The organism is Kitasatospora sp. NPDC023118 (assembly GCF_055560875.1).
Window position 1 is genome coordinate 1 of record NZ_JBVHHW010000012.1, and the last position, 20,830, is coordinate 20,830.

Genomic DNA, 20,830 nt, shown 5'->3' on the forward strand with positions numbered 1-20,830 from the left:
TACATTCCGAACCCGGAAGCTAAGCCTCACAGCGCCGATGGTACTGCAGGGGGGACCCTGTGGGAGAGTAGGACGCCGCCGAACAATCATTCAGAAGAACCCCCATCCGGATTCCGGATGGGGGTTCTTCGCGTTTCCGGGTCATCGGCGGCGAAAGAATCTTGGTCGGCGATGTCGAGAACCAGTGGCCTGCTCCGTCCCCGGGGTGAACGCGGCCACAATGGGTCGCATCAGCACCGAGGGAGAAGCACGATGGCCAAGTACCTGCTGCTCAAGCACTACCGGGGCGCCCCGACGGCGGTCAACTGCGTGCCGATGGACCAGTGGACGCCGGAGGAGGTCACGGCGCACATCAAGTACATGCAGGACTTCGCGGCCCGGCTGGAGAAGACCGGCGAGTTCGTCGACGGCCAGGCGGTCGCGCCCGAGGGAACGTGGGTCCGGTACGACGGCGAGGGGCGTCCGCCGGTCACCGACGGTCCGTTCGCCGAGACCAAGGACCTGATCGCCGGCTGGATGGTGATCGACGTCGACAGCTACGAGCGCGCCGTCGAGCTGGCCGGCGAACTGTCGGCCGCCCCCGGGGCCGGGGGCAAGCCGATCCACGAGTGGCTGGAGCTTCGTCCGTTCCTGGCGATGCCGCCGACCATCACGGAATGACGTCTCCGATGAACGAGGTTCTGATCCGGAGCCTCACTCCGAGCGTGCTCGGCATCCTCGTCCGCCGCGGAGCTGACTTCGCGGCGGCCGAGGACGCCGTACAGGAGGCGTTGGTCGAGGCGGTTCGCGTCTGGGGGACCGATCCGCCGAGGGACCCCAAGGGCTGGCTGGTCACCGTTGCCTGGCGCAAGTTCCTGGACGCGACCCGGGCGGACTCCGCCCGCCGCCGGCGTGAGGACCTCGTCGACCAGGAGCCGGAGCCCGGGCCCGCGGCCGAGGTGGACGACACGCTCCAGCTCTACTTCCTGTGCGCCCACCCGTCGTTGACGCCGTCGTCCGCGGTCGCGCTCACGCTGCGGGCGATCGGCGGGCTCACCACCCGCCAGATCGCCCAGGCCTACCTGGTGCCCGAGGCGACCATGGCGCAGCGGATCAGCCGGGCCAAGCGCACGGTCTCCGGCGTGGGTTTCGCGCAGCCGGGCGACGTCGCCACCGTGCTGCGGGTCCTCTACCTGGTCTTCAACGAGGGCTACTCCGGCGACGTCGACCTCGCCGCCGAGGCGATCCGGCTCACCCGGCAGCTCGCGGCGGCGATCGACCACCCCGAGGTGGCGGGCCTGCTCGCGCTGATGCTGCTTCACCATGCCCGGCGGGCCGGGCGGATCGCGCCGGACGGGAGTCTGGTGCCGCTCGCCGAGCAGGACCGCGGCCGGTGGGACACCGGGTTGATCGCCGAGGGCGTCGGGATCCTGCAGGCGGCCCTGGCCCGCGACCGGCTGGGCGAGTTCCAGGCCCAGGCCGCCGTCGCGGCGCTGCACGCCGACGCGCCCACCGCCGAGGAGACCGACTGGGCGCAGATCGTGGAGTGGTACGACGAGCTCGTGCGGCTGACCGACAGCCCGGTCGTGCGGCTCAACCGCGCGGTCGCGGTCGGCGAGGCCGACGGGGCGCGCGCCGGACTGGCGGCGCTCGGGGAGTTGGACGACTCGCTGCCCCGCTACACCGCGGTGTCGGCGTACCTCCACGAGCGCGACGGCGATCTGGTGACGGCGGCCCGGCTGTACGCCGAGGCGGCGCACAAGGCGTCCAACCTCGCCGAGCGTGATTACCTGACGCGCCAGGCCGCTCGGCTGAACGCCGGCCGCAGCAACTGAGTCAGCCGACCCAGCTGACCCATCGGGTCAACTCACAGCCGACCGGCGGCCTTCAGCGCCAGATAGGTGTCCGCCAGCGCGGGGGCGATCCGGCTCGGCGGGGCGTCGAGGACGGTGACGCCGTGGCGGGTGAGCCGGTCGGCGGTGGCGCGGCGGTCGGCGCGGGTCTGCTCGGCGGCGGCGGCGCCGTAGACGGCCTCCAGGGTGCCGCGCCCGGCGGCGAGGACGTCCAGGTGCGGGTCGGCGACCGAGGCGAGGACGACCTCGTGGCGCTTGGTGAGCAGCGGCAGCAGCGGGCGCAGGCCGTCCTCGACGGGCGCCGCGTCCAGGCCGGTGAGCAGGACGATCAGCGAGCGGTGCGGCGCCATCTTGAGCGCCGTGGAGACCAGCGAGCGCATGTCGGTCTCGTGCAGCGCGGGCTCCAGGACGGCCATCGCGTTGGTGAAGGCGGGCAGGATCTCGTTCGCCGAGCTGCCGGCCACGGCCGCGCGCTTGCGGGCGTCGTGGGCGAGCAGGTCGACCCGGTCGCCGGCACGGGTGGCGAGGGCGGTGAGCAGCAGGGCGGCGTCGAGGGCGGCGTCCAGACGGGGCGCGTCGCCGACCCGGCCGGCCGAGGTGCGGCCGGTGTCGAGGACGACGAGGATGTGCCGGTCGCGTTCGGGCCGCCAGGTGCGGACGGCGACGGTGTGTCGGCGGGCGCTGGCGCGCCAGTCGATGGAGCGGACGTCGTCGCCGGGCAGGTACTCCCGCAGCGAGTCGAACTCGGTGCCCTGCCCGCGGGTCAACACCGAGGTGCGGCCGTCGAGTTCGCGCAGTCGGGCGAGCCGGGAGGGCAGGTGCTTGCGGCTGGTGAACGGAGGGAGCGCGCGGACCGTCCAGGGGACGTCGTGCGAGCCCTGACGGGCGGCCAGGCCGAGCGGGCCGTGCGAACGGACCGTCACCCGGTGGGCCTGGTGGTCGCCGCGGCGGCTCGGGGTGAGCACGGAGATCGCCCGGCGGCGTTCGCCGGCGGGGACGGCAAGGGTGTGCCGCGAGGCCGTCTCGGCGGTGCCGGGGCGCCAGGCGGAGGGGGCCCAGGCGTCGCGGACCAGGGCCCGGAGCGGCCGCCCGGAGGGGTTCGTGACGGTCAGTTCGACCGAGGCGTCCTGCCCGAGTCGGACGGTGGTGTCGCCGCCCCGGTCGATCCGCAGGCTGCGGACGGGGGCGGCGAGCACCAGGTCGACCAGGACGGCGAGCAGGACCGCGCCGGTGACGAGTCCGATCCCGGCCCAGGAGGGCAGCAACAGGCCCACGACGAGCGCGCCGAGCGCGGCGAGCAGGGCGGTTCGCCCGGTGAGGGCCATGCGGATGCGCTCCTTCGGAAGCCCGTGGATTCGGAAGCCCGTCAATCTCGGGTGCCCGTGGGCCGGAAGCCCAGGGACGCCGACGGGCGGTGGGTCAGCGGGGGGCGGGCGTCTGCGCCAGGACGGCCTGGATGACGGAGTCGGCGGTGACGCCCTCCATCTCGGCCTCGGCGCGCAGCGCGACGCGGTGCCGCAGGGTGGGAAGGGCGAGCGCCTTGACGTCGTCCGGGGTGACGTAGTCGCGCCCGGCCAGCCAGGCCCAGGCGCGCGAGGCCGCCAGCAGGGCGGTGGCGCCGCGCGGGGAGACGCCGATGGACAGCGACGGGGACTGCCGGGTGGCGCGGCAGAGGTCGACGATGTAGGCGAGGACCTCGGGGGAGACGGTCAGCCTGGCGATCTGCGCGCGGGCGGCGGCCAGGTGCTCGGGCCCGGCGACCGGGCGGACGCCGGCGGCGGCGAGGTCTCGCGGGTCGAAGCCGGCTGCGTGCCGGGAGAGGACCTGGAACTCCTGGTCGCGGTCGGGCAGGGGCAGGATCAGCTTGAGCAGGAAGCGGTCCAGCTGGGCCTCGGGCAGCGGGTAGGTGCCCTCGTACTCGACCGGGTTCTGGGTCGCGGCGACCAGGAACGGGACGGGCAGCGCGCGCGGTTCGCCGTCCACGGTGACCTGCCGCTCCTCCATGGCCTCCAGCAGGGCGGCCTGGGTCTTCGGCGGGGTGCGGTTGATCTCGTCGGCGAGCAGCAGGTTGGTGAAGACCGGGCCGGGCTGGAAGGAGAACTCGGCGGTGCGGGCGTCGTAGACCAGCGAGCCGGTGACGTCGCCGGGCATCAGGTCGGGGGTGAACTGGATCCGCTTGGTCTCCAGGCTGAGCGCGGTGGACAGGGTGCGGATCAGCAGGGTCTTGGCGACGCCGGGGACGCCCTCCAGCAGCACGTGGCCGCCGCAGAGCAGCGCCACCACGAGGCCGGTGACGGCGGCGTCCTGGCCGACCACGGCCTTGCCGATCTCGGCGCGCAGGGCGGTCAGGGCCGCGCGCGGGTCGGTGGCGGGGGTAGCGGGCGCCGTGGCGGGGGTGGCGGGTGCCGTGCCGGGGGTGATGCGGAGCTGGGCGGTTGCCTGTTCGGTCACGGGTTCCGTACCTGCCTTTCGAGGGCGTCGAGGTCGTCGGCGAGCCGCAGCAGCGCGGCGTCGTCGGTCGGGGGCGGGCCGTACAGCAGGGCCCGGACGTCCCCGGCGGGGTGTGCGGGGAGGCGGCCGGCCACGGCCGCGCAGAGGGCTTCGGGCTCGGGCGCGCCGGCCTGCAGCGGGACGCCCAGGGCGGGGGCCAGACGGTGGGCGGCGGCACGGCGCAGGGCCTCGGCGGCCCGGCCGCGGGCCTTGGCCCGCCGGTAGAGGCGGGCGCGGCCTTCGGTGGTCTCGGCGGCGCGGACCACCACGGGCAGGTTCTCGCTGACCACCGGGCCGAGCCGGCGCCCGCGCCAGAGCGCGGCCAGGCCGGCGGCGATCGCGAGCTGGTAGAAGGCCCAGTGCCAGCCCTTGGGGAGGTAGTCGTCGAAGGTCTTGGTGCGGGTGCCCTCGGCCAGCGGGGCGCTGTAGTCGGGCAGGTGCCAGGTGAGGCGGGGCTGCGAGCCGAGCAGGCCGAGCGCCAGCGAGGCGTTGCCGTCCCTGGCGAGTTCGCCGTTGGTCAGGAAGGTGCCGCTGCCCAGCACGATGACGTCGCCGTCCTCGGTCGGGGTGCTGACCAGCGGGTAGCCGTGGCCGTGCGGGTAGCAGCCCTCGCCGCGGCTGCCGCTGGTGTAGAGCATGCCGCCCATCGAGGCGTTGCCGGCCCGGACGGCCTCGGTGAGCGAGCAGCCCATGGGGGTGCTGCGGACGGGGGCGTACGGGACGCCACCATCCTCCTCGGAGGGGCGGATGCCGGGGACGAGCGCGGTGAGGGCGGCCGGACCGGGGGCGATCAGGATCAGCCGCTTGTGCCCGGCGGCGGCGATGGCGCGCAGCTGGGCCTTGTCGAGCAGGTCGGGCTCGGGCAGCACCAGGGTGTCGGCGCCGCCGGTCGCGGCCGCGGGGTCGGTGGTGAGGTCGGTCTTGAGACCCTGGTGTTCGAGCAGCGCGACCACGGCGTGGGTGCCGTCGGCGTCGTAGGAGCGCGGGTCGGCCGGCGGGTACCGGTGTCCCCGGCCGAGGGTGGCGATGCAGACGGCGCCGATCAGCAGGGCGACGAGGAAGACCAGGTACCAGCGGGCCCGGCGGAGCAGGCCGCGCCCGGTGGGGGCGAGGCTGGTCGGTGCGGGGGCGGCGGCGGACCGCTCGGCGGCGGGGGGAGCGGGGGCGGTGCTGGTCATGCGGCTCCTCCCGTGGTCGGAGCCGGGGCGGAGGCCGTGACCGGGCCCTGGGCGAGGGCCGGGCGGGTGCGTTCCAGGGTCCGGTCGAGGTCCAGCAGCAGCTGGTACGCGGCCTGGTCGGCGGTCCGGTCGCCGTAGGCGATGTCGTCGAAGGTACGGGCGGCTGCGGTCAGCGCGGCGGCGTGTTCGGGCAGGGCACGGCCGGCCTCGGCGGCGGCCTCGTCGGCGGTGCGCCCGGGGCGGGTGTCGAGCAGGGTGCGCTCCTCCAGGGCCCGGACCAGTGCGCGCATCTGCTCGCGGACGGCCTCGGCCCAGCGCCCGGCGGCGGCGTGCCCGGCGGCGTCCGCCCGGTACTGCGTGGCGCTGCGCGGGCCCGCGGTGCCGTACACGCCCAGGACGGTGCGGGCGGCGCGTCTGGGCGCGCCGAGGCGCCACCAGACGGCGGCGGCGATCAGTGCGGCGACGATCAGGAAGAGCACCAGTCCGGTGGTGCCGTCGGTGCCGTCGCCGGAGATGCTGCCGAGCGCGTGGTTGATGTGGTCCCAGAACCAGTCGGTGACCCGTTCCAGGACGGACGGGTCGTTCTTGTGGTACTCGGCGTTGAGCAGCTCCTCGCGGGCGGCGTCGCGGGCCGGGTCACGCGCAACCGTGACCGGGGCGCCGCCGGCGGCGAGGAGCCTGTCCCCCCAGATAGGCATCCGGCTCAGCGCCTCGCCGGGGTCTGGTCGGCCCGGCCGTTCCAGTCGGTGCCGCCCTGTTCGGGCAGTCCGGCGGCGCGGGCGAGCTCGATGTCCAGGGCCTCGCGGCGGATCCGCTGGTCGATGTAGACCAGCACGCCGACCGCGGCCATGAACGGGGTGGTGAGCGCGGAGGCGATGATCCCGGCGATGGCGACCATGACCAACATGCCGATGGACTGATTGCCCGGGTCCCCGAGGCTGTCGACGCTGCCGAAACCGAGCACCAGGCCGATGAACCGGGCCGGGATGAGCAGGACCATCCCGATGACCACCGACAGCACCTTGCTCAGCAGGACGATGCCGAAGACCCGCCACCAGGAGCCGCGGACCAGCCGCCGCGAGCGGGACAGCGCCGTCATCACGCCCTGCTTCTCCAGCATCAGCGCGGGGGCGGCCAGGCTGTAGCGGATCAGCAGCCAGCCGGCGACCGGGAGGGTCAGCAGGCCGACGAACGCCAGCAGGGCCTCCGTTCCGGGCGTGCCGGAGCCGCCGGCCCGGTAGCCGAGCAGCGGGGTGAAGCCGAGCAGTACCACGCCGGCGCTCATCAGGGTGGTGAGCACGGTGAGCCCGAGCAGCTGCAGCAGCCGGGGGCGGGCGTCGCGCCAGGCGTCCCCGGCGGTCACCGGCCGGCCGAGGACGGCCCGGCTGACCACCACGGTGAGCAGTGCGGTGGCGAGCGCGTTGAGCAGCAGCAGCACCGGCATCCGGGCCAGCAGGGTGAGCAGCTGGGTGGAGGCGCCGGTCTTGCCGTTGACCAGCAGCTCGGAGGCGATCGCCCCGGCCTGGTCGACGACGGCGATGCCGAGCGAGAGGGTGAGGGCGGTGCGCCAGTGCCGGCGCACGGTGGTGACGGCTCCGTCGAGCAGTTCGCCGACGGCGAGCGGGCGCAGCGGGATGACCCCGGGCCGGGGGCTGCGCGGGGCGCTCCAGCCGTACGGGTTCGGGCCGCCGGGCGGCTGCCCGCCCCGGGCGGACTGTTGTCCGGGCAGGGTGTTCCAGCCGGGGGCGGCTTGCGGTGGTGCCGACGGTCCGGGCACGGCGGCGGGCACGTCGGCCGGGGGCCGGCTGCCGTCGCGGGATGGCTCGGACGAGCTGGGCGAGGCCCAGCCCGGAGTGTCGGTCATCACTGCTCCTCGGAGGGCGTCACGGGCGCGGCTCCGGGCGGATCTTTCGCCCGCGCGCGGTGCCCATCGTGCCATGGGGCCCGAACAGGCCCCAGGGGTATCCGGTTGCTGATCGGCAACAGGGCTTTCCGGGAGGTGGGACGGCAGGTTCCGGACCGTTCGGAGGCGTTCCGGCGGGGGCTATTCGCCCCGGTATGGCCGGAATGCACCGGTGGGGGAGTTGGCCGTTGTGGAGCATTGGCACTGCTGTGCGGCAGGTCACAATCCGGTAATGAGAAGATGGACGCATGAAGGGACGCGTCCTCGTCGTTGATGACGACTCCGCACTGGCCGAGATGCTCGGCATTGTGCTGCGTGGTGAGGGTTTTGAGCCGTTTTTCGTCGCCGACGGGGACAAGGCGCTAGCCGTGTTCCGGGAGAGCAAGCCGGACCTGGTGCTGCTGGACCTGATGCTGCCCGGTCGGGACGGCATCGACGTGTGCCGGCAGATCCGGGCGGAGTCCGGCGTCCCGATCGTCATGCTGACCGCGAAGACCGACACGGTCGACGTCGTGGTGGGCCTGGAGTCCGGCGCCGACGACTACGTCACCAAGCCGTTCAAGCCCAAGGAACTGGTGGCCCGGGTGCGCGCCCGGCTGCGCCGCGCCGAGGAGCCGACCCCCGAGCAGCTGACCATCGGCGACCTGGTGATCGACGTGGCCGGCCACTCGGTGAAGCGGGACGGCCGCAGCATCCCGCTGACCCCGCTGGAGTTCGACCTGCTGGTCGCGCTGGCCCGCAAGCCCTGGCAGGTGTTCACCCGCGAGGTGCTGCTGGAGCAGGTCTGGGGCTACCGCCACGCGGCGGACACCCGCCTGGTCAACGTCCACGTCCAGCGACTGCGCTCCAAGATCGAGAAGGACCCGGAGCGCCCCGAGATCGTGGTGACCGTCCGCGGCGTCGGCTACAAGGCCGGACCCAGCTGACGTGACGGACCGGGCTGACGACACCCCGCCGGGTACCGCGACCGGCGGGGCGGGGGCCGTGCGCGGGGACGTGCTGAGTTCGACCACCCGCCGCCGTCGCGGCCCTTCCGGAGTCTTCGGCCTGATGAACCGTCAGTTCCGCCGTCCCGTGCACCGGGTGTCCGCGCTGTACCGCCGCTCGATCCAGTTGCGTGTGGTCGCGGTCTCCCTGCTGGCCTCCATCGCGGTGGTCCTGGTGCTGGGCGTGGTCGTGGTGGCGCAGGTGCGCACCGGCCTGCTCGACACCAAGATCGATGCCGCCCGGGCGCAGGCCCGGATCGGCTTCCAGGTCGAGCAGAAGAAGATCGACGAGGCCCGCGACCTCAAGCTGCGCAACACCGCCGACCCGACCACCGAGGAGACCGGCACCTGGCTGCTGCGGCAGGTCAACGACCTGGCCGCGAGCGGGCAGACGGTCTACTCGGTGATCGCGATGGCCCCCGGCACCGGTGCCGTCGTCCCGGACACGGCCGGCTTCGCGCCGCGCTACTCGGGCGACATCCAGCCCAGCAGCGTCCCGGACACCCTGCGGGCCAAGCTCTTCGACGAGCCCGGCCAGATGTTCGACCAGCCGACCCGGATCCACCGCTCGCCCGAGAGCGGCGGCAAGAGCGAGCCCGGGCTGGCCCTCGGCATGCAGTTCGTCGGCCCGGCCGGGACCAGCTACCAGCTGTTCTACGTGTTCTCCTTCGGCCAGGAGACCGACACCCTCAACCTGATCACCGGCACCCTGGCGACCGCTGGCGTGTTCGTGGTGATCCTGATGGGCGGCATCGCCTGGGTCGTGGTGCGCCAGGTGGTCACCCCGGTGCGGATGGCCGCCGGCATCTCCGAGCGGCTCGCCGACGGGCACCTGGAGGAGCGGATGAAGGTGACCGGGACGGACGACATCGCCCGCCTCGGCGAGTCCTACAACCGGATGGCCAACGCCCTCCAGGCGCAGATCCGCCAGCTGGAGGAGCTGTCCCGGGTCCAGCGGCGCTTCGTCTCGGACGTCTCGCACGAGCTGCGCACCCCGCTGACCACGGTCCGGATGGCCGCCGACCTGATCTACGACAGCCGCGAGGACCTGGACCCGATGGCGGCCCGCTCGGCGGAGCTGCTCCAGGGTCAGCTGGACCGCTTCGAGTCGCTGCTGGCAGACCTGCTGGAGATCAGCCGCTTCGACGCCGGCGCCGCGGTCCTGGACGCCGAGCCGGTCGACCTGCGCGAGATCGTCGCCCGGGTGGTGGAGGCCGCCGACCCGCTGGCCCAGGCCAAGGGCAGCACGATCGTGATCCGCGGCGACGGCGAGCCGGTGCTGGCCGAGGTGGACTCCCGTCGGATCGAGCGCATCCTGCGCAACCTGGTGGTCAACGCGCTGGAGCACGGCGAGGGCCGCGACGTCGTGGTCCGGCTGGGCTCGGCCGACGGCGCGGTCGCGGTCGGCGTGCGCGACTACGGCATCGGCCTCAAGCCGGGCGAGGCGTCCCGGGTGTTCCACCGCTTCTGGCGGGCGGACCCGTCCCGGGTGCGTACCACCGGCGGCACCGGCCTCGGCCTGTCCATCGCGGTCGAGGACGCCCACCTGCACGGCGGCTGGCTCCAGGCCTGGGGCGAGCCCGGCGGCGGCTCGCACTTCCGGCTCACCCTGCCGCGCACCCGCGGCGGCGACATCAGCCGGGCGCCGTTCCGGCTGGAGCCGGAGGACTCCCGCAACAACCGGGGTCTGGGCGCCTACGGCACGCCGTACCGGCGGGCGATCGCCCCGGCCGGCTCGACCGCGCTGACCGCCGCCGAGGAACAGGCGGAGGCGCCGGAGGGGCCCGGCAGCGGATTGGGCAGCGGGCTCGGCGGGGTGCTGAACATCGGCCCCGGGCTGGGCCGGAACCGACTGCCCGAGGGGCCGCGTTCGGACCCCTCGGACGTACGGACCGCGGGGGCCGGTTACGGCGTCACCGGCGCCCAGGTCATGGTGGATCCGACGCCTGGACGGCCGTCGGTGGCACAGCGGACGGCGGAGCCGGACGTGACGGGTGGGACGGACCTGGAGGGGTCGCAGCGTGCGAAGGACGAGCAGCAGGACTGAGCCGCGGCTCACGGCGGTGGCTGGCGCGGTGCTCGGCGCCCTGGTGGCGAGCGGCTGCGCGGCCATGCCGGACTCCGGCGGCATCACCAAGGTGGAGCTGTCCCAGGGCTCGGCCGACAAGAACCTGCAGGCCAGGGTCTACCCGGTGGCGCCCGGCAAGGGCGCCAAGCCGCGTGAGCTGCTGACCGGGTTCCTGGACGCGGTGACGGCCGACGAGGGGTACGACACCGCGCGCAAGTACCTCACCGAGCGCGCCGCCGCGAGCTGGAACCCGGAGGCGGGCATCCAGGTGCTCGCCAGTACGACCATCAAGGAGCCCGGTCAGGCCGTCTCCGACGCCGACACCACGGTCTCCGAGACGGTGACCGGGCAGATGGTCGCCACGGTCGACGAGAAACACTCGTACCTGCTGGTCGCCGGGCAGAACAACAACGCCTCCTCCGACTTCACCTTCGTCCGGGAGAAGGACGGCGAGTGGCGGATCGACACGCTGCCGCCGGGCGTGATCATGAACGAGACCAACTTCCGGAACAGCTTCCGACAGGTCGAGCGCTTCTTCTACACCGCCCCGGACCCGTCCTCCGGCAACGGCGGCCAGGAGGTGCTGGTCGCCGACCCGATCTACCTGCGGCGCCGGATAGACCCGCTGACCGCGGCCGCCAAGGCGCTGGTCGCCGGACCCTCGAACTGGCTCTCGCCGGTGGTCCGGACGGCCTTCCCGGCCGGCACCTCGGTCGACAAGGTCAGCATCGACGACAGCCGGGTGGCCCACGTGCAGCTCGGCGGGGCGGACCTCGGCGAGCCGACGGCCTGCCGCCGGATGGCCACCCAGCTCTTCTACACCCTCGCCGACCAGGGCAAGGGCCAGGTCGAGCGGCTGGAACTGAAGGGCCAGCGCGGCTCCTGCACGGCCAGCCGCACCGACGCGCCCGCCACCGGCCCGGGCGCCCTGACCGCCCAGACGTCCGTCCAGTACTACCAGCGCTCCGACAACGGCGTCCTGATGGCGACCGACGACGGTCGCACCGGGGACCCGGTGCACGGCGTGCTCGGCAAGCCGCAGTCGAACCCGGCCGCCCAGCCGAGCTCCGTCGCGGTCAGCCGGGACGGCTCCTGGGCCGCCGCGATCAGCGCGGACGGCCACCAGCTCTACTCGGTGGCGCTGTCCGACAGCACCGTGGCGATGCCCGAGCCGCTGCTCAGCTCGCCGGTGAAGGCGGGCGGCAAGGACGAGGGCCTCGCCTCGCCCAGCTGGGACGGCCGCGGGGACCTGTGGGTGGTGGACCGCAACCCGCAGGGCCCCCGGGTGGTCATGGCGCGCGGCAACAAGTCGTACACCGTGCCGGTCGAGGGGCTGACCGGGCAGACCGTGCAGGCGCTACGGATCTCCTCCGACGGCACCAGGGTCGCCCTGGTGGTGAGGTCCCCGGACGTGGCCACCAGCTCGCTGATGTTCGGCCTGGTGGTGCACGGCGGCACCGCGGCGGCGCCGACCGCGAAGATCACCGGGCTGCGCCGGGCCGCGCCCTCGCTCACCGACGTGGCCTCGGTGTCCTGGGCGGAGAGCGACCAGCTGCTGGTGCTCGGCAACGAGGCGGACCGTCCCAAGCAGCTGTACTACATCAGCACCGACGGCTCGCAGAGCACGGACAGTCAGCTGCAGGGCGGCCTCGGCATGCTGAGCGTCTCGGCCTCGGAGTCCCGGGGGGACAGTCTGGTTCCGGCGCCGCCGGTGCTCGCGGTGGCCGAGGGCAAGGTCTACCGGCTGGTCAACAACCAGTGGCGGGAGGCCCAGTTGCTGGACAAGGCCCGCTCCTTCTTCTACGCGGGCTGACGCGCCGTCAGGCGTGCGGCTCGACGCGCGGCCAGGCGCGCGCCCCGGATTGACGCGCGGCCCGGCGGATCAGCCCTCTGGCCGCACCGCGGTGGCCGCGACCGTGGCGGCCGCCCGGGCCGGCAGTCCGGCGTCGGCCAGCGCTCTGGCGGCCTCGGCCAGGCTCGCCCCGGTCGTCACCAGGTCGTCCACCAGCACCGGCTGACGGTCGGCCAGGCCGCGCCGGGCGCGCGGCAGGACGGTGAGCGCCCCGTGCAGGTTGCGCCGCCGCTCGGCCGCGTTCAGCCCGGTCTGGTCGGCGACCGGACGGGCGTGCCGCAGCAGCGGCGCCGCCCGGACGTCCAGGCCGGCCCGGCGCAGCGAGCGGGCGGCGGCCCCGGCCAGCCGCAGCGTCGGGTCGTGACCGCGGGCGCGGACGGCCGTGCGGGCCGAGGGCATCGGGACCAGCAGCAACGGCGCGGCCCCGGCCCGGGCCCCCAGCGCGGAGCGCACCGCCCGTCCGAGCGCCTCCCCGAGCGGCCCGGCCAGCCGCAGCGCGCCGCGCTCCTTGTGTGCGAGCAGCAGTTGCCGGACCGGGTCGGTGTACGGGGCGGCGGCGTGCGCCCAGGGCAGCAGGGTGGGGCCGGGGCGGGCGGTGGCCAGCGTGTGCCGGCAGGCCGGGCAGAGCTGGGTGTGCTCGGTGCCGCAGCCCGCGCAGTCGGCGGGGAGCAGCACGTCCAACAGCCCGGACAGTGTGTGGGCGAAGGGTGTCCGGGCGGACGGCGGACGGGCGGGGGAGGGGGTCGGTGACACGGCTGCTCCTGGCGGCGGCAGGCACGGAGAGTCAGCAAAGGATGCGCCGTATGGGGGGTGTTGTCTAGGTATTTACCCATACTTCACTCGCAGGAGGGTAGACAGGGTGCAGCAGTTTGACCGCCCGCCCGCAGTATCGGGTCATACCCACCTCCTCGCCTGGGGAGGCGAAAACCCCGCGTGAGGTGTTCGATAAGGCTCCAGGGGGTTTCAACCGTCCCTGATGGGGAGGAAGTGAGATGAGGGCCAGTCGTTTCCGCCGCTGGCGGCGGAGGCGGGGGCCGGCAGTGGATGGGCTGGTCCAGCTGGAGCTCAGTCCGGTCCGGTAGCACCCGGATCGGCGTCAGCACGAGGGATCGGAGTTCTGCGTGGACATCGTCGTCAAGGGCCGCAAGACCGAGGTGCCCAAGAGGTTCCGCGAGCACGTGGCCGAGAAGCTGGAGAAGGTCCAGAAGTTCGACGGCAAGGTGATCAGCCTCGACGTCGAGGTGTCCAAGGAGCACAACCCGCGGCAGGCCGACCGGTCTGACCGCGTGGAGATCACTCTCCGTACCCGGGGCCCGGTGATCCGGGCCGAAGCCGCCGCCGCCGACCCGTATGCGGCGCTCGACCTGGCGTCGGCGAAGCTCGACGCGCAGCTGCGCAAGTCCGCGGACCGGCGTCGGGTGCACAAGGGCGGCGCGAACGGCCGCACCCCCATCAGCGTCGCCGAGGCGACCGCGGCCCTGGCCGCGCTGCCGTCGACGACGGCGACGGAGGGCGAGACCAACGGAGCCGTCCGCAAGACCATGATGGGATCCCTGGAAGTGGAGGGCGAAGGCCCGCTGGTGGTCCGGGAGAAGACGCACTCGGCCGCTCCCATGGCGCTGGACCAGGCGCTCTACGAGATGGAGCTGGTCGGCCACGACTTCTACCTCTTCGTGGAGAAGGACAGCGGCCTGCCGAGCGTCGTGTACCGCCGGCACGGCTACCACTACGGTGTCATCCACGTGCAGCCCGACATGGCGGCCGGCGTGGCCAGCGGCGCGGGCGGTGCGATCGGTCGGTCCGACGACGAGGACTGACCGTCCGAACAGTGATGGAGGGGTGACCCCGGCGGCAGTGGCCGCCGGGGTCACCGGCGTTCGGCGGCGGGGCCGGCCGCACGGCGGGGCGGGCGCCGCGACCGGACGGGTTCGAACGGTGCTCGGACGCACTGGGGTCGAGGGGTCACCCGATGCGGGGGAATCGGCGCCGGAGGGTGACCGTGGCGACGGCGGGGCGTGGAATGATTGGCGGACGACGACCCGCGAAGGGGGAGGAGCGGATGGGGGATCACTTCGGGCTGGGGCCCGGTGCGGGGCCGGTCGCCGGACTACCGCCGGGGCCGGAGGAGGAGCCCGCGTACGCGCCGCGCCGGGGTGAGCCGATCCGCGTGCTGGTGGTGGACGACCACGCACTGTTCCGCCGGGGGCTGGAGATCGTGCTCGCGGAGGAGCCGGACATCAAGGTCGTCGGCGAGGCCGGGGACGGCGCCGAGGCGGTGCTGAAGGCCGCCGACCTGCTGCCCGACATCATCCTCATGGACGTCCGGATGCCGCGTCGCAGCGGGATCGAGGCGTGCACGGCGATCAAGGACGTGGCGCCCAGCACCAAGATCATCATGCTGACGATAAGCGACGAGGAGGCCGACCTCTACGAGGCGATCAAGGCGGGGGCCACCGGCTACCTGCTCAAGGAGATCTCCACCGACGAGGTCGCCACCGCGATCCGCGCGGTCGCCGACGGGCAGTCGCAGATCAGCCCGTCGATGGCCTCCAAGCTGCTCACCGAGTTCAAGTCGATGATCCAGCGCCGCTCCGACGACCGGGACCTGGTGCCCGCGCCCCGGCTCACCGACCGGGAGTTGGAGGTGCTCAAGCTGGTGGCGACCGGGATGAACAACCGGGAGATCGCCAAGGAGCTGTTCATCAGCGAGAACACCGTGAAGAACCACGTGCGCAACATCCTGGAGAAGCTCCAACTGCATTCCAGGATGGAGGCGGTGGTGTACGCGATGCGGGAGAAGATCCTCGAAATAGGGTGAGCCGGGGCCGCTACTCGGCGAGCAGCTTCTCCAGGGCCGGGCGCAGCCGCTCGTCGTGCAGCGCCCCGACCCGCACGGTGTCGCAGCCGACCCAGGCGGCGGCCTCGCGCAGGGCGGTGGCCAGCGCCTCGACGTGTCGGGCGCCGGATCCCCGGTCGCCGGTCAGCGAGACCTGGCGGGCGACCAGGGTGCGTCCCTCCCTCGCCGGGTCGACCCGGCCGACCAGGCGACCGCCGGTCAGCAGCGGCATCGCGAAGTAGCCGTGCACCCGCTTGTGCTTGGGGGTGTAGGCCTCCAGCCGGTGCGTCATGCCGAAGATCCGCTCGGTGCGGGCGCGGTCCCAGACCAGCGAGTCGAACGGCGAGAGCAGCGTGGTGCGGTGGCGCCCGCGCGGGGCGGCGGCCAGCGCGGCCGGGTCGGCCCAGGCGGCGGCGGTGCCGCCGTCCGGTCCCCAGCCGGCCACCTCGACCGGGACCAGCCCGCTGTCCGCGAGCACCGGGTCCAACTCCTCGGCGCGCAGCCGGTGGTAGTCCAGCAGGTCGGCCCGGGTGGCCACGCCGAGCGCGGCGCCGGCCTGGGCGACCAGGGTGCGTACGCACTCCCGGTCGGACCGGTCCTGCCCGAACAGCGCGTCGGGGACGGCCTGTTCGGCCAGCGCGTAGACCCGCTTCCAGCTCCGGCGCTCGGTGCAGACCACGTCGCCGAAGGCCAGCGCCCGTTCGACCGCGATCTTGGTGTCGGACCAGTCCCACCACTCGGCGGTCCGCTTCGCCCCGCCGAGCTCGGTGGAGGTCAACGGCCCCTCGGCGCGCAGCTTGTCGAGCACGAACCGGTACGTCTCGGGCGCGACCTGGTGGCCCCAGAGGTGGCCGCGGTCGCGGTAGCGGCGGCGCCGGAAGGCGAACAGCGGCCACTCCTCGACCGGCAGGATGCAGGCCGCGTGCGACCAGTACTCGAAGCTCGCGCCCGCGCCCCAGTACGCCGCCTCGACGGCCGGGCGGCCGACCGCGCCGAGCCGGGCGTACGGCACCAGCTCGTGCGAGCGGGCCAGCACCGAGATGGTGTCCAACTGGACGGCGCCCAGGTGCCGCAGCACCCCGCGCACCCCGGCCCGGCGGTCCGGTGCGCCCAGCAGGCCCTGGGCGCGCAGGGCGATCCGGCGGGCGTCGTCGGCGCCCAGGACGGTGACGGGGGTGCGGTCGTCGGCTGCGGCGGTCATGCCGGCGAGCGTAACCGGGGGCACCGACAGCGGGCCGGGCCGGGCCGGGCCCGGCCCGGCCCGGGCTCAGCACGGGTTGGGTTCCGTGCGGGTCGGGCTCAGCGCGGATCGGGTTCCGTGGGGGTCCGCTCAGTCCAGGTCGGACGGGAGCAGCGAGGCGACCCAGGAGTCCTGGAAGACGCCGCGCTGGTCGGCGTACGAGCGCAGGGTGCCCTCGTAGCGGTAGCCGACCCGCTCGGCGACCGCGCGGGAGCCGTCGTTGCCGACGTAGGCGAGCCACTGGAGGCGGCGCAGGCCGAGGTCGGTGAGGGCCCAGCGGGCGACCGCGCGGGCCGCCTCGACGGTATAGCCGCGGCCGCGCTGCTCCTTCACCGTCCACCAGCCGACCGAGGCGGCGCTCGGGTCGGCGGCGAAGCGGGTGACCGCCTGGGCGCCGACCAGCCGCCCGGTGCCGCGTTCGACCACGCACCAGATGAATTCGCTGTCCTTGCCCAGGCCCTCGGGGGCCAGGGTGCGTACGAAGAACTCCGCGTCCTCGCGCCGGTACGGGACCGGCACGACCGTCCAGCGCTGGATCTCCTCGTCCTGGCAGGCCGCGAAGATCGCGTCGATGTCGGATTCCCGCGGGGCCCGCAGGACCAGGCGGTCGGTGGTGAGGGTCGTGAGTTCGCCGCGGGGTTCTTCCATGGACGGATTATTTCGCCGATCGGGGAGTGCGGGCATCCGGATATGTGGCCAACTCCCGGACCCTTCGACCGTTTTGTCCCGGTGGACGGTGCTATCGGTCCATGTGCTCGGTCGGGTGACACGGGAATACCGTGCTGACGCACCTCCCGGCGCATTGGACTCCTCGCATACGATGGCCCGTGCGGTGGGGTGGACCCGCCGTGCAGTCGTCCAGTGCCAATACAGGCAAGGAGCCCGCTCAAGTGTCCGTCTTCGACAAGATCCTGCGCGCCGGCGAAGGCAAGATCCTTCGCAAGCTGCAGCGGATTGCTGCCCAGGTCAACTCCATCGAAGAGGACTTCGTCAACCTCACCGACGCCGAGCTGCGCGCGCTGACCGACGAGTACAAGCAGCGGCTCGTCGACGGCGAGTCGCTGGACGACATCCTCCCCGAGGCGTTCGCCACCGTCCGCGAGGCCGCCAAGCGCGTGCTCGGCCAGCGGCACTACGACGTCCAGCTGATGGGTGGCGCGGCCCTGCACTTCGGCTACGTCGCCGAGATGCGCACCGGTGAGGGCAAGACCCTCGTCGGCACCCTGCCCGCGTACCTGAACGCGCTGACCGGCAAGGGCGTTCACCTGATCACCGTCAACGACTACCTCGCCGAGCGCGACTCGGAGTGGATGGGCCGGGTGCACCGCTTCCTCGGCCTCGAAGTCGGCGTGATCCTGGCCAACATGACGCCCGCCGAGCGCAAGCGCCAGTACGCGATGGACATCACGTACGGCACGAACAACGAGTTCGGCTTCGACTACCTGCGCGACAACATGGCCTGGTCGAAGGACGAACTCGTCCAGCGCGGCCACAACTTCGCGGTCGTTGACGAGGTCGACTCGATCCTCATCGACGAGGCCCGCACCCCGCTGATCATCTCCGGCCCGGCCGACCAGGCGACCAAGTGGTACGCCGACTTCGCCAAGCTGGTGCTGCGCCTGAAGATCGACCGCGACTACGAGGTCGACGAGAAGAAGCGCACCGTCGGCATCCTGGAGGAGGGCGTCACCCGGGTCGAGGACTACCTCGGCATCGACAACCTCTACGAGTCGGTGAACACCCCGCTCGTCGGCTTCCTGAACAACGCCATCAAGGCGAAGGAGCTGTACAAGAAGGACAAGGACTACGTCGTCATGAACGGCGAAGTCATGATCGTAGACGAGCACACCGGCCGTATCCTGGCCGGCCGCCGCTACAACGAGGGCATGCACCAGGCGATCGAGGCCAAGGAGGGGGTGGAGGTCCAGAACGAGAACCAGACCCTGGCCACCATCACCCTGCAGAACTTCTTCCGCCTGTACGACAAGCTGTCCGGCATGACCGGTACCGGCACCACCGAGGCGGCCGAGTTCCACCAGATCTACAAGCTCGGCGTGGTGCCGATCCCGACCAACAAGACGCCGCTGCGCATCGACCAGCCCGACCTGATCTACAAGTCGGAGCCGGCCAAGTTCGCCGCCGTGGTCGAGGACATCGCCGAGAAGCACGAGAAGGGCCAGCCGGTGCTGGTCGGCACCGTGTCGGTCGAGAAGTCCGAGTACCTGTCGCAGGAGCTGCGCAAGCGCGGCATCCCGCACGAGGTGCTGAACGCCAAGCACCACGAGCGCGAGGCGCAGATCGTCGCGCAGGCCGGCCGCAAGGGCGCCGTGACCGTCGCCACCAACATGGCCGGCCGCGGCACCGACATCATGCTCGGCGGCAACCCGGACCACCTCGCGGCGGCCGAGCTGGCCCAGCGCGGGCTCACCGCGGCGGACAACCCGGAGGAGTACGAGGCCGAGTTCCCGGCCGCGCTGGAGAAGGCCAAGATCTCGGTCAAGGCCGAGCAGGAGGAGGTCAAGGAGGCCGGTGGCCTCTACGTCCTCGGCACCGAGCGGCACGAGTCCCGCCGGATCGACAACCAGCTGCGCGGCCGCTCCGGCCGTCAGGGCGACCCGGGCGAGTCCCGCTTCTACCTGTCGCTGGGCGACGACCTGATGCGCCTGTTCAAGGCCGGCATGGTCGAGCGCGTGCTCTCGATGGCCAACGTGCCCGAGGACGTGCCGATCGAGTCCAAGATGGTCACCCGCGCGATCGCCTCCGCGCAGACCCAGGTCGAGCAGCAGAACTTCGAGATCCGCAAGAACGTCCTCAAGTACGACGAGGTGCTCAACCGCCAGCGCGAGGTCATCTACGGCGAGCGCCGCCGCGTGCTGGAGGGCGAGGACCTGCAGGAGCAGGTCGGCCACTTCATGGACGACACCGTCGAGGCCTACGTCAAGGCGGCCACCGGCGAGGGCTTCGAGGACGACTGGGACCTGGACAAGCTCTGGTCCGCGCTCAAGCAGCTCTACCCGATCACCCTGGACCTGGAGGAGCTGGAGGAGGAGGCCGGCGGCAGTGCCGGGCTGACCCCCGAGTTCCTGACCAAGGCCATCCAGGAGGACATCCAGGCCCAGTACGGCGCCCGCGAGGACCAGCTCGGCGAGGAGATCATGCGCGAGCTGGAGCGCCGGGTCGTCCTGTCGGTGCTGGACCGCCGCTGGCGCGAGCACCTCTACGAGATGGACTACCTCCAGGAGGGCATCGGCCTGCGGGCCATGGCGCAGCGCGACCCGCTGGTCGAGTACCAGCGCGAGGGCTTCGACATGTTCACCGCGATGATGGAGGGCATCAAGGAGGAGTCCGTCGGTTACCTGTTCAACCTGGAGGTCCAGGTCGAGCAGCAGGTCGAGGAGGTCCCGGTCGAGGACGCCCAGGTGGTGCTCGACAAGCTGGAGAAGGACGCCGCCCGCCCGGAGATCAAGGCCAAGGGTCTGGAGGCCCCCAAGCCCCAGCGGCTGCACTACACGGCCCCCTCGGACGAGGTCGGCGGCGGTGTCATCGAGGGCGACTTCGAGGACCTGGCGCCGGAGGACGAGAGCGACGGGCTGACCCGCGCCGAGCGCCGCAAGGCCGCCAAGTCCGCCAAGGGCCGCCGCCGCAAGGGCTGAGCCCGCTGAAGGACGCCGGACAGGGCGCCGCCCCCGCACGGGGGCGGCGCCCTGCGCCGTCCCCGTGCACCGCGCGGTCATCGGGCCTCCACGGCGGTGCACTGCCACTGCCCGGCCGGGCCGCGCTGCTCCAGCCGGAAGGCCACCATGTGGTGCCGCCGGCCGAGGTCGACCCGGACGCAGGCCTCGACCGCGTCGGGCGAGGGTGATCGGTCGTGCACCGGGCCGAGCCGGGGCCGGTCGACGGGGCCGCCGCGGCGCAGCGCGCCGACCCGGACCAGCGAGGCGAGCTGCCCGTAGCCGTCCAGACTGGTGTGCCGCATCAGCTGGCCGGAGGGCCGGGCACCGGTGAGCACCTCGACCAGCTGGTGGGCGAAGCGGGCGGCGAGCGCCCGGGGGTCGTGCTCGCGGGGCGCCGCGGCGGCGGTGCAGGCGGCGCGCGGCCGGCGCGCTTGGCGCCCGGCCGGGTCACAGCTCCCGAGGGCGCGGACGCGGCGGTGCGGGCGGGCGGTGGGATGGGCGGTCACGGTGGCTCCCGGCAGGGGTGGTACGGGTACGGACGGGTCCAGGCTGGCGGCGCCGTGCGCGGGGCGGCAACGCGTTTCCCGGCCGCCCGCGGCCCGGCGCGAAGTTCACCTATCCGGGTGAATCGACCAGTGCGGCGACGGGCCCGGCGGGCCGTCCGGCGGCGGCCCGGTTGACGCGCGGGGACGGTCCGTACGGTCCGAAAGGGGACGCCCCGGTACGGCGGATCGGGTGGTCCCGCCCGGGCCTCCCGTTGCCCGTGCGGCC

17 protein-coding genes and 1 rRNA gene are annotated in these 20,830 nt (G+C 73.2%); 9 read left to right on the top strand and 9 right to left on the bottom strand.

Going from position 1 to position 20,830, the window contains the following annotated elements:
* The 3 genes from rrf to ACZ3UD_RS17165 form a co-directional block, all read left to right on the top strand.
* Positions 1-84, top strand: a 5S ribosomal RNA gene (rrf, locus tag ACZ3UD_RS17155); the annotation flags it as partial.
* Between the two features lie 168 nt (positions 85-252).
* Complete coding sequence (locus tag ACZ3UD_RS17160) at positions 253-660, top strand: YciI family protein (RefSeq protein ID WP_465587545.1); 408 nt, start codon at positions 253-255, stop codon at positions 658-660.
* A gap of 8 nt (positions 661-668) precedes the next feature.
* Complete coding sequence (locus tag ACZ3UD_RS17165; RefSeq protein WP_465587548.1) at positions 669-1,814, top strand: RNA polymerase sigma factor; 1,146 nt, start codon at positions 669-671, stop codon at positions 1,812-1,814.
* Positions 1,815-1,846: 32 nt separating this feature from the next.
* Here ACZ3UD_RS17165 and ACZ3UD_RS17170 read toward each other — a convergent pair whose 3' ends face one another.
* The 5 genes from ACZ3UD_RS17170 to ACZ3UD_RS17190 form a co-directional block, all read right to left on the bottom strand.
* Positions 1,847-3,157, bottom strand: coding sequence for a DUF58 domain-containing protein (locus tag ACZ3UD_RS17170; protein WP_465587551.1), 1,311 nt, complete (start codon positions 3,155-3,157; stop codon positions 1,847-1,849).
* A 94-nt stretch (positions 3,158-3,251) separates the two neighbouring features.
* Positions 3,252-4,253, bottom strand: coding sequence for an AAA family ATPase (locus ACZ3UD_RS17175; RefSeq protein ID WP_465588066.1), 1,002 nt, complete (start codon positions 4,251-4,253; stop codon positions 3,252-3,254).
* Between the two features lie 26 nt (positions 4,254-4,279).
* Entirely contained in the window at positions 4,280-5,500 is a 1,221-nt protein-coding gene (locus ACZ3UD_RS17180) for a DUF4350 domain-containing protein (protein ID WP_465587554.1), read from the bottom strand.
* Positions 5,497-6,198: a DUF4129 domain-containing protein gene (locus tag ACZ3UD_RS17185; RefSeq protein ID WP_465587557.1), complete on the bottom strand. Its 702-nt coding sequence runs from the start codon at positions 6,196-6,198 to the stop codon at positions 5,497-5,499. Before ACZ3UD_RS17185 ends, ACZ3UD_RS17180 begins: the two co-directional genes overlap by 4 nt.
* 5 nt (positions 6,199-6,203) lie before the next feature.
* On the bottom strand, positions 6,204-7,364 hold the full coding sequence (locus ACZ3UD_RS17190) for a DUF7847 domain-containing protein (protein WP_465587560.1): 1,161 nt from the start codon (positions 7,362-7,364) through the stop codon (positions 6,204-6,206).
* A 287-nt stretch (positions 7,365-7,651) separates the two neighbouring features.
* Between ACZ3UD_RS17190 and mtrA the strand changes: the two genes are divergently transcribed.
* The 3 genes from mtrA (at position 7,652) to ACZ3UD_RS17205 (ending at position 12,270) form a co-directional block, all read left to right on the top strand.
* Positions 7,652-8,329: an MtrAB system response regulator MtrA gene (gene mtrA, locus ACZ3UD_RS17195; protein ID WP_465587563.1), complete on the top strand. Its 678-nt coding sequence runs from the start codon at positions 7,652-7,654 to the stop codon at positions 8,327-8,329.
* Positions 8,330-8,453: 124 nt separating this feature from the next.
* Positions 8,454-10,436: an MtrAB system histidine kinase MtrB gene (mtrB, locus tag ACZ3UD_RS17200; protein WP_465587567.1), complete on the top strand. Its 1,983-nt coding sequence runs from the start codon at positions 8,454-8,456 to the stop codon at positions 10,434-10,436.
* 16 nt (positions 10,437-10,452) lie between these two features.
* Complete coding sequence (locus tag ACZ3UD_RS17205; protein WP_465587570.1) at positions 10,453-12,270, top strand: LpqB family beta-propeller domain-containing protein; 1,818 nt, start codon at positions 10,453-10,455, stop codon at positions 12,268-12,270.
* 69 nt (positions 12,271-12,339) lie between these two features.
* On the opposite strand, the gene ACZ3UD_RS17210 is transcribed toward ACZ3UD_RS17205, so the two are convergent.
* The gene (locus tag ACZ3UD_RS17210) at positions 12,340-13,062 is read right to left on the bottom strand and encodes a ComF family protein (RefSeq protein WP_465587573.1); all 723 of its coding nucleotides are present in this window, start codon (positions 13,060-13,062) and stop codon (positions 12,340-12,342) included.
* A gap of 368 nt (positions 13,063-13,430) precedes the next feature.
* On the opposite strand from ACZ3UD_RS17210, the gene hpf reads away from it, so the two are divergent.
* The gene (hpf, locus tag ACZ3UD_RS17215; protein WP_355676363.1) at positions 13,431-14,126 is read left to right on the top strand and encodes a ribosome hibernation-promoting factor, HPF/YfiA family; all 696 of its coding nucleotides are present in this window, start codon (positions 13,431-13,433) and stop codon (positions 14,124-14,126) included.
* 242 nt (positions 14,127-14,368) lie between these two features.
* On the top strand, positions 14,369-15,127 hold the full coding sequence (locus tag ACZ3UD_RS17220; protein WP_380613669.1) for a response regulator: 759 nt from the start codon (positions 14,369-14,371) through the stop codon (positions 15,125-15,127).
* A 10-nt stretch (positions 15,128-15,137) separates the two neighbouring features.
* Here ACZ3UD_RS17220 and ACZ3UD_RS17225 read toward each other — a convergent pair whose 3' ends face one another.
* Positions 15,138-16,346: a winged helix-turn-helix domain-containing protein gene (locus ACZ3UD_RS17225; RefSeq protein ID WP_465587578.1), complete on the bottom strand. Its 1,209-nt coding sequence runs from the start codon at positions 16,344-16,346 to the stop codon at positions 15,138-15,140.
* Between the two features lie 129 nt (positions 16,347-16,475).
* Positions 16,476-17,033, bottom strand: a complete 558-nt coding sequence (locus ACZ3UD_RS17230; RefSeq protein WP_465587581.1) for a GNAT family N-acetyltransferase — start codon at positions 17,031-17,033, stop codon at positions 16,476-16,478.
* A 242-nt stretch (positions 17,034-17,275) separates the two neighbouring features.
* Here ACZ3UD_RS17230 and secA point away from each other — a divergent pair, with 242 nt between their 5' ends.
* On the top strand, positions 17,276-20,038 hold the full coding sequence (gene secA / locus ACZ3UD_RS17235) for a preprotein translocase subunit SecA (protein WP_465587584.1): 2,763 nt from the start codon (positions 17,276-17,278) through the stop codon (positions 20,036-20,038).
* A gap of 77 nt (positions 20,039-20,115) precedes the next feature.
* Here the strand turns inward: secA and ACZ3UD_RS17240 are convergent, their stop codons facing one another.
* A complete protein-coding gene (locus tag ACZ3UD_RS17240; RefSeq protein ID WP_465587587.1) occupies positions 20,116-20,565 on the bottom strand; it encodes an Rv3235 family protein in 450 nt (149 codons plus the stop codon).
* Positions 20,566-20,830: the final 265 nt, after the last annotated feature.

What these genes read in the sequence shown, in the direction of transcription:
- ACZ3UD_RS17160 (WP_465587545.1), top strand. Translation starts at nt 253, where the DNA reads ATGGCCAAGTACCTGCTGCTCAAGCACTACCGGGGCGCCCCGACGGCG.
- ACZ3UD_RS17165 (WP_465587548.1), top strand. Translation starts at nt 669, where the DNA reads ATGAACGAGGTTCTGATCCGGAGCCTCACTCCGAGCGTGCTCGGCATC.
- ACZ3UD_RS17170 (WP_465587551.1), bottom strand. Translation starts at nt 3,157, where the DNA reads ATGGCCCTCACCGGGCGAACCGCCCTGCTCGCCGCGCTCGGCGCGCTC.
- ACZ3UD_RS17180 (WP_465587554.1), bottom strand. Translation starts at nt 5,500, where the DNA reads ATGACCAGCACCGCCCCCGCTCCCCCCGCCGCCGAGCGGTCCGCCGCC.
- ACZ3UD_RS17185 (WP_465587557.1), bottom strand. Translation starts at nt 6,198, where the DNA reads ATGCCTATCTGGGGGGACAGGCTCCTCGCCGCCGGCGGCGCCCCGGTC.
- ACZ3UD_RS17190 (WP_465587560.1), bottom strand. Translation starts at nt 7,364, where the DNA reads ATGACCGACACTCCGGGCTGGGCCTCGCCCAGCTCGTCCGAGCCATCC.
- mtrA (WP_465587563.1), top strand. Translation starts at nt 7,652, where the DNA reads ATGAAGGGACGCGTCCTCGTCGTTGATGACGACTCCGCACTGGCCGAG.
- mtrB (WP_465587567.1), top strand. Translation starts at nt 8,454, where the DNA reads ATGAACCGTCAGTTCCGCCGTCCCGTGCACCGGGTGTCCGCGCTGTAC.
- ACZ3UD_RS17220 (WP_380613669.1), top strand. Translation starts at nt 14,369, where the DNA reads ATGGGGGATCACTTCGGGCTGGGGCCCGGTGCGGGGCCGGTCGCCGGA.
- ACZ3UD_RS17225 (WP_465587578.1), bottom strand. Translation starts at nt 16,346, where the DNA reads ATGACCGCCGCAGCCGACGACCGCACCCCCGTCACCGTCCTGGGCGCC.
- ACZ3UD_RS17230 (WP_465587581.1), bottom strand. Translation starts at nt 17,033, where the DNA reads ATGGAAGAACCCCGCGGCGAACTCACGACCCTCACCACCGACCGCCTG.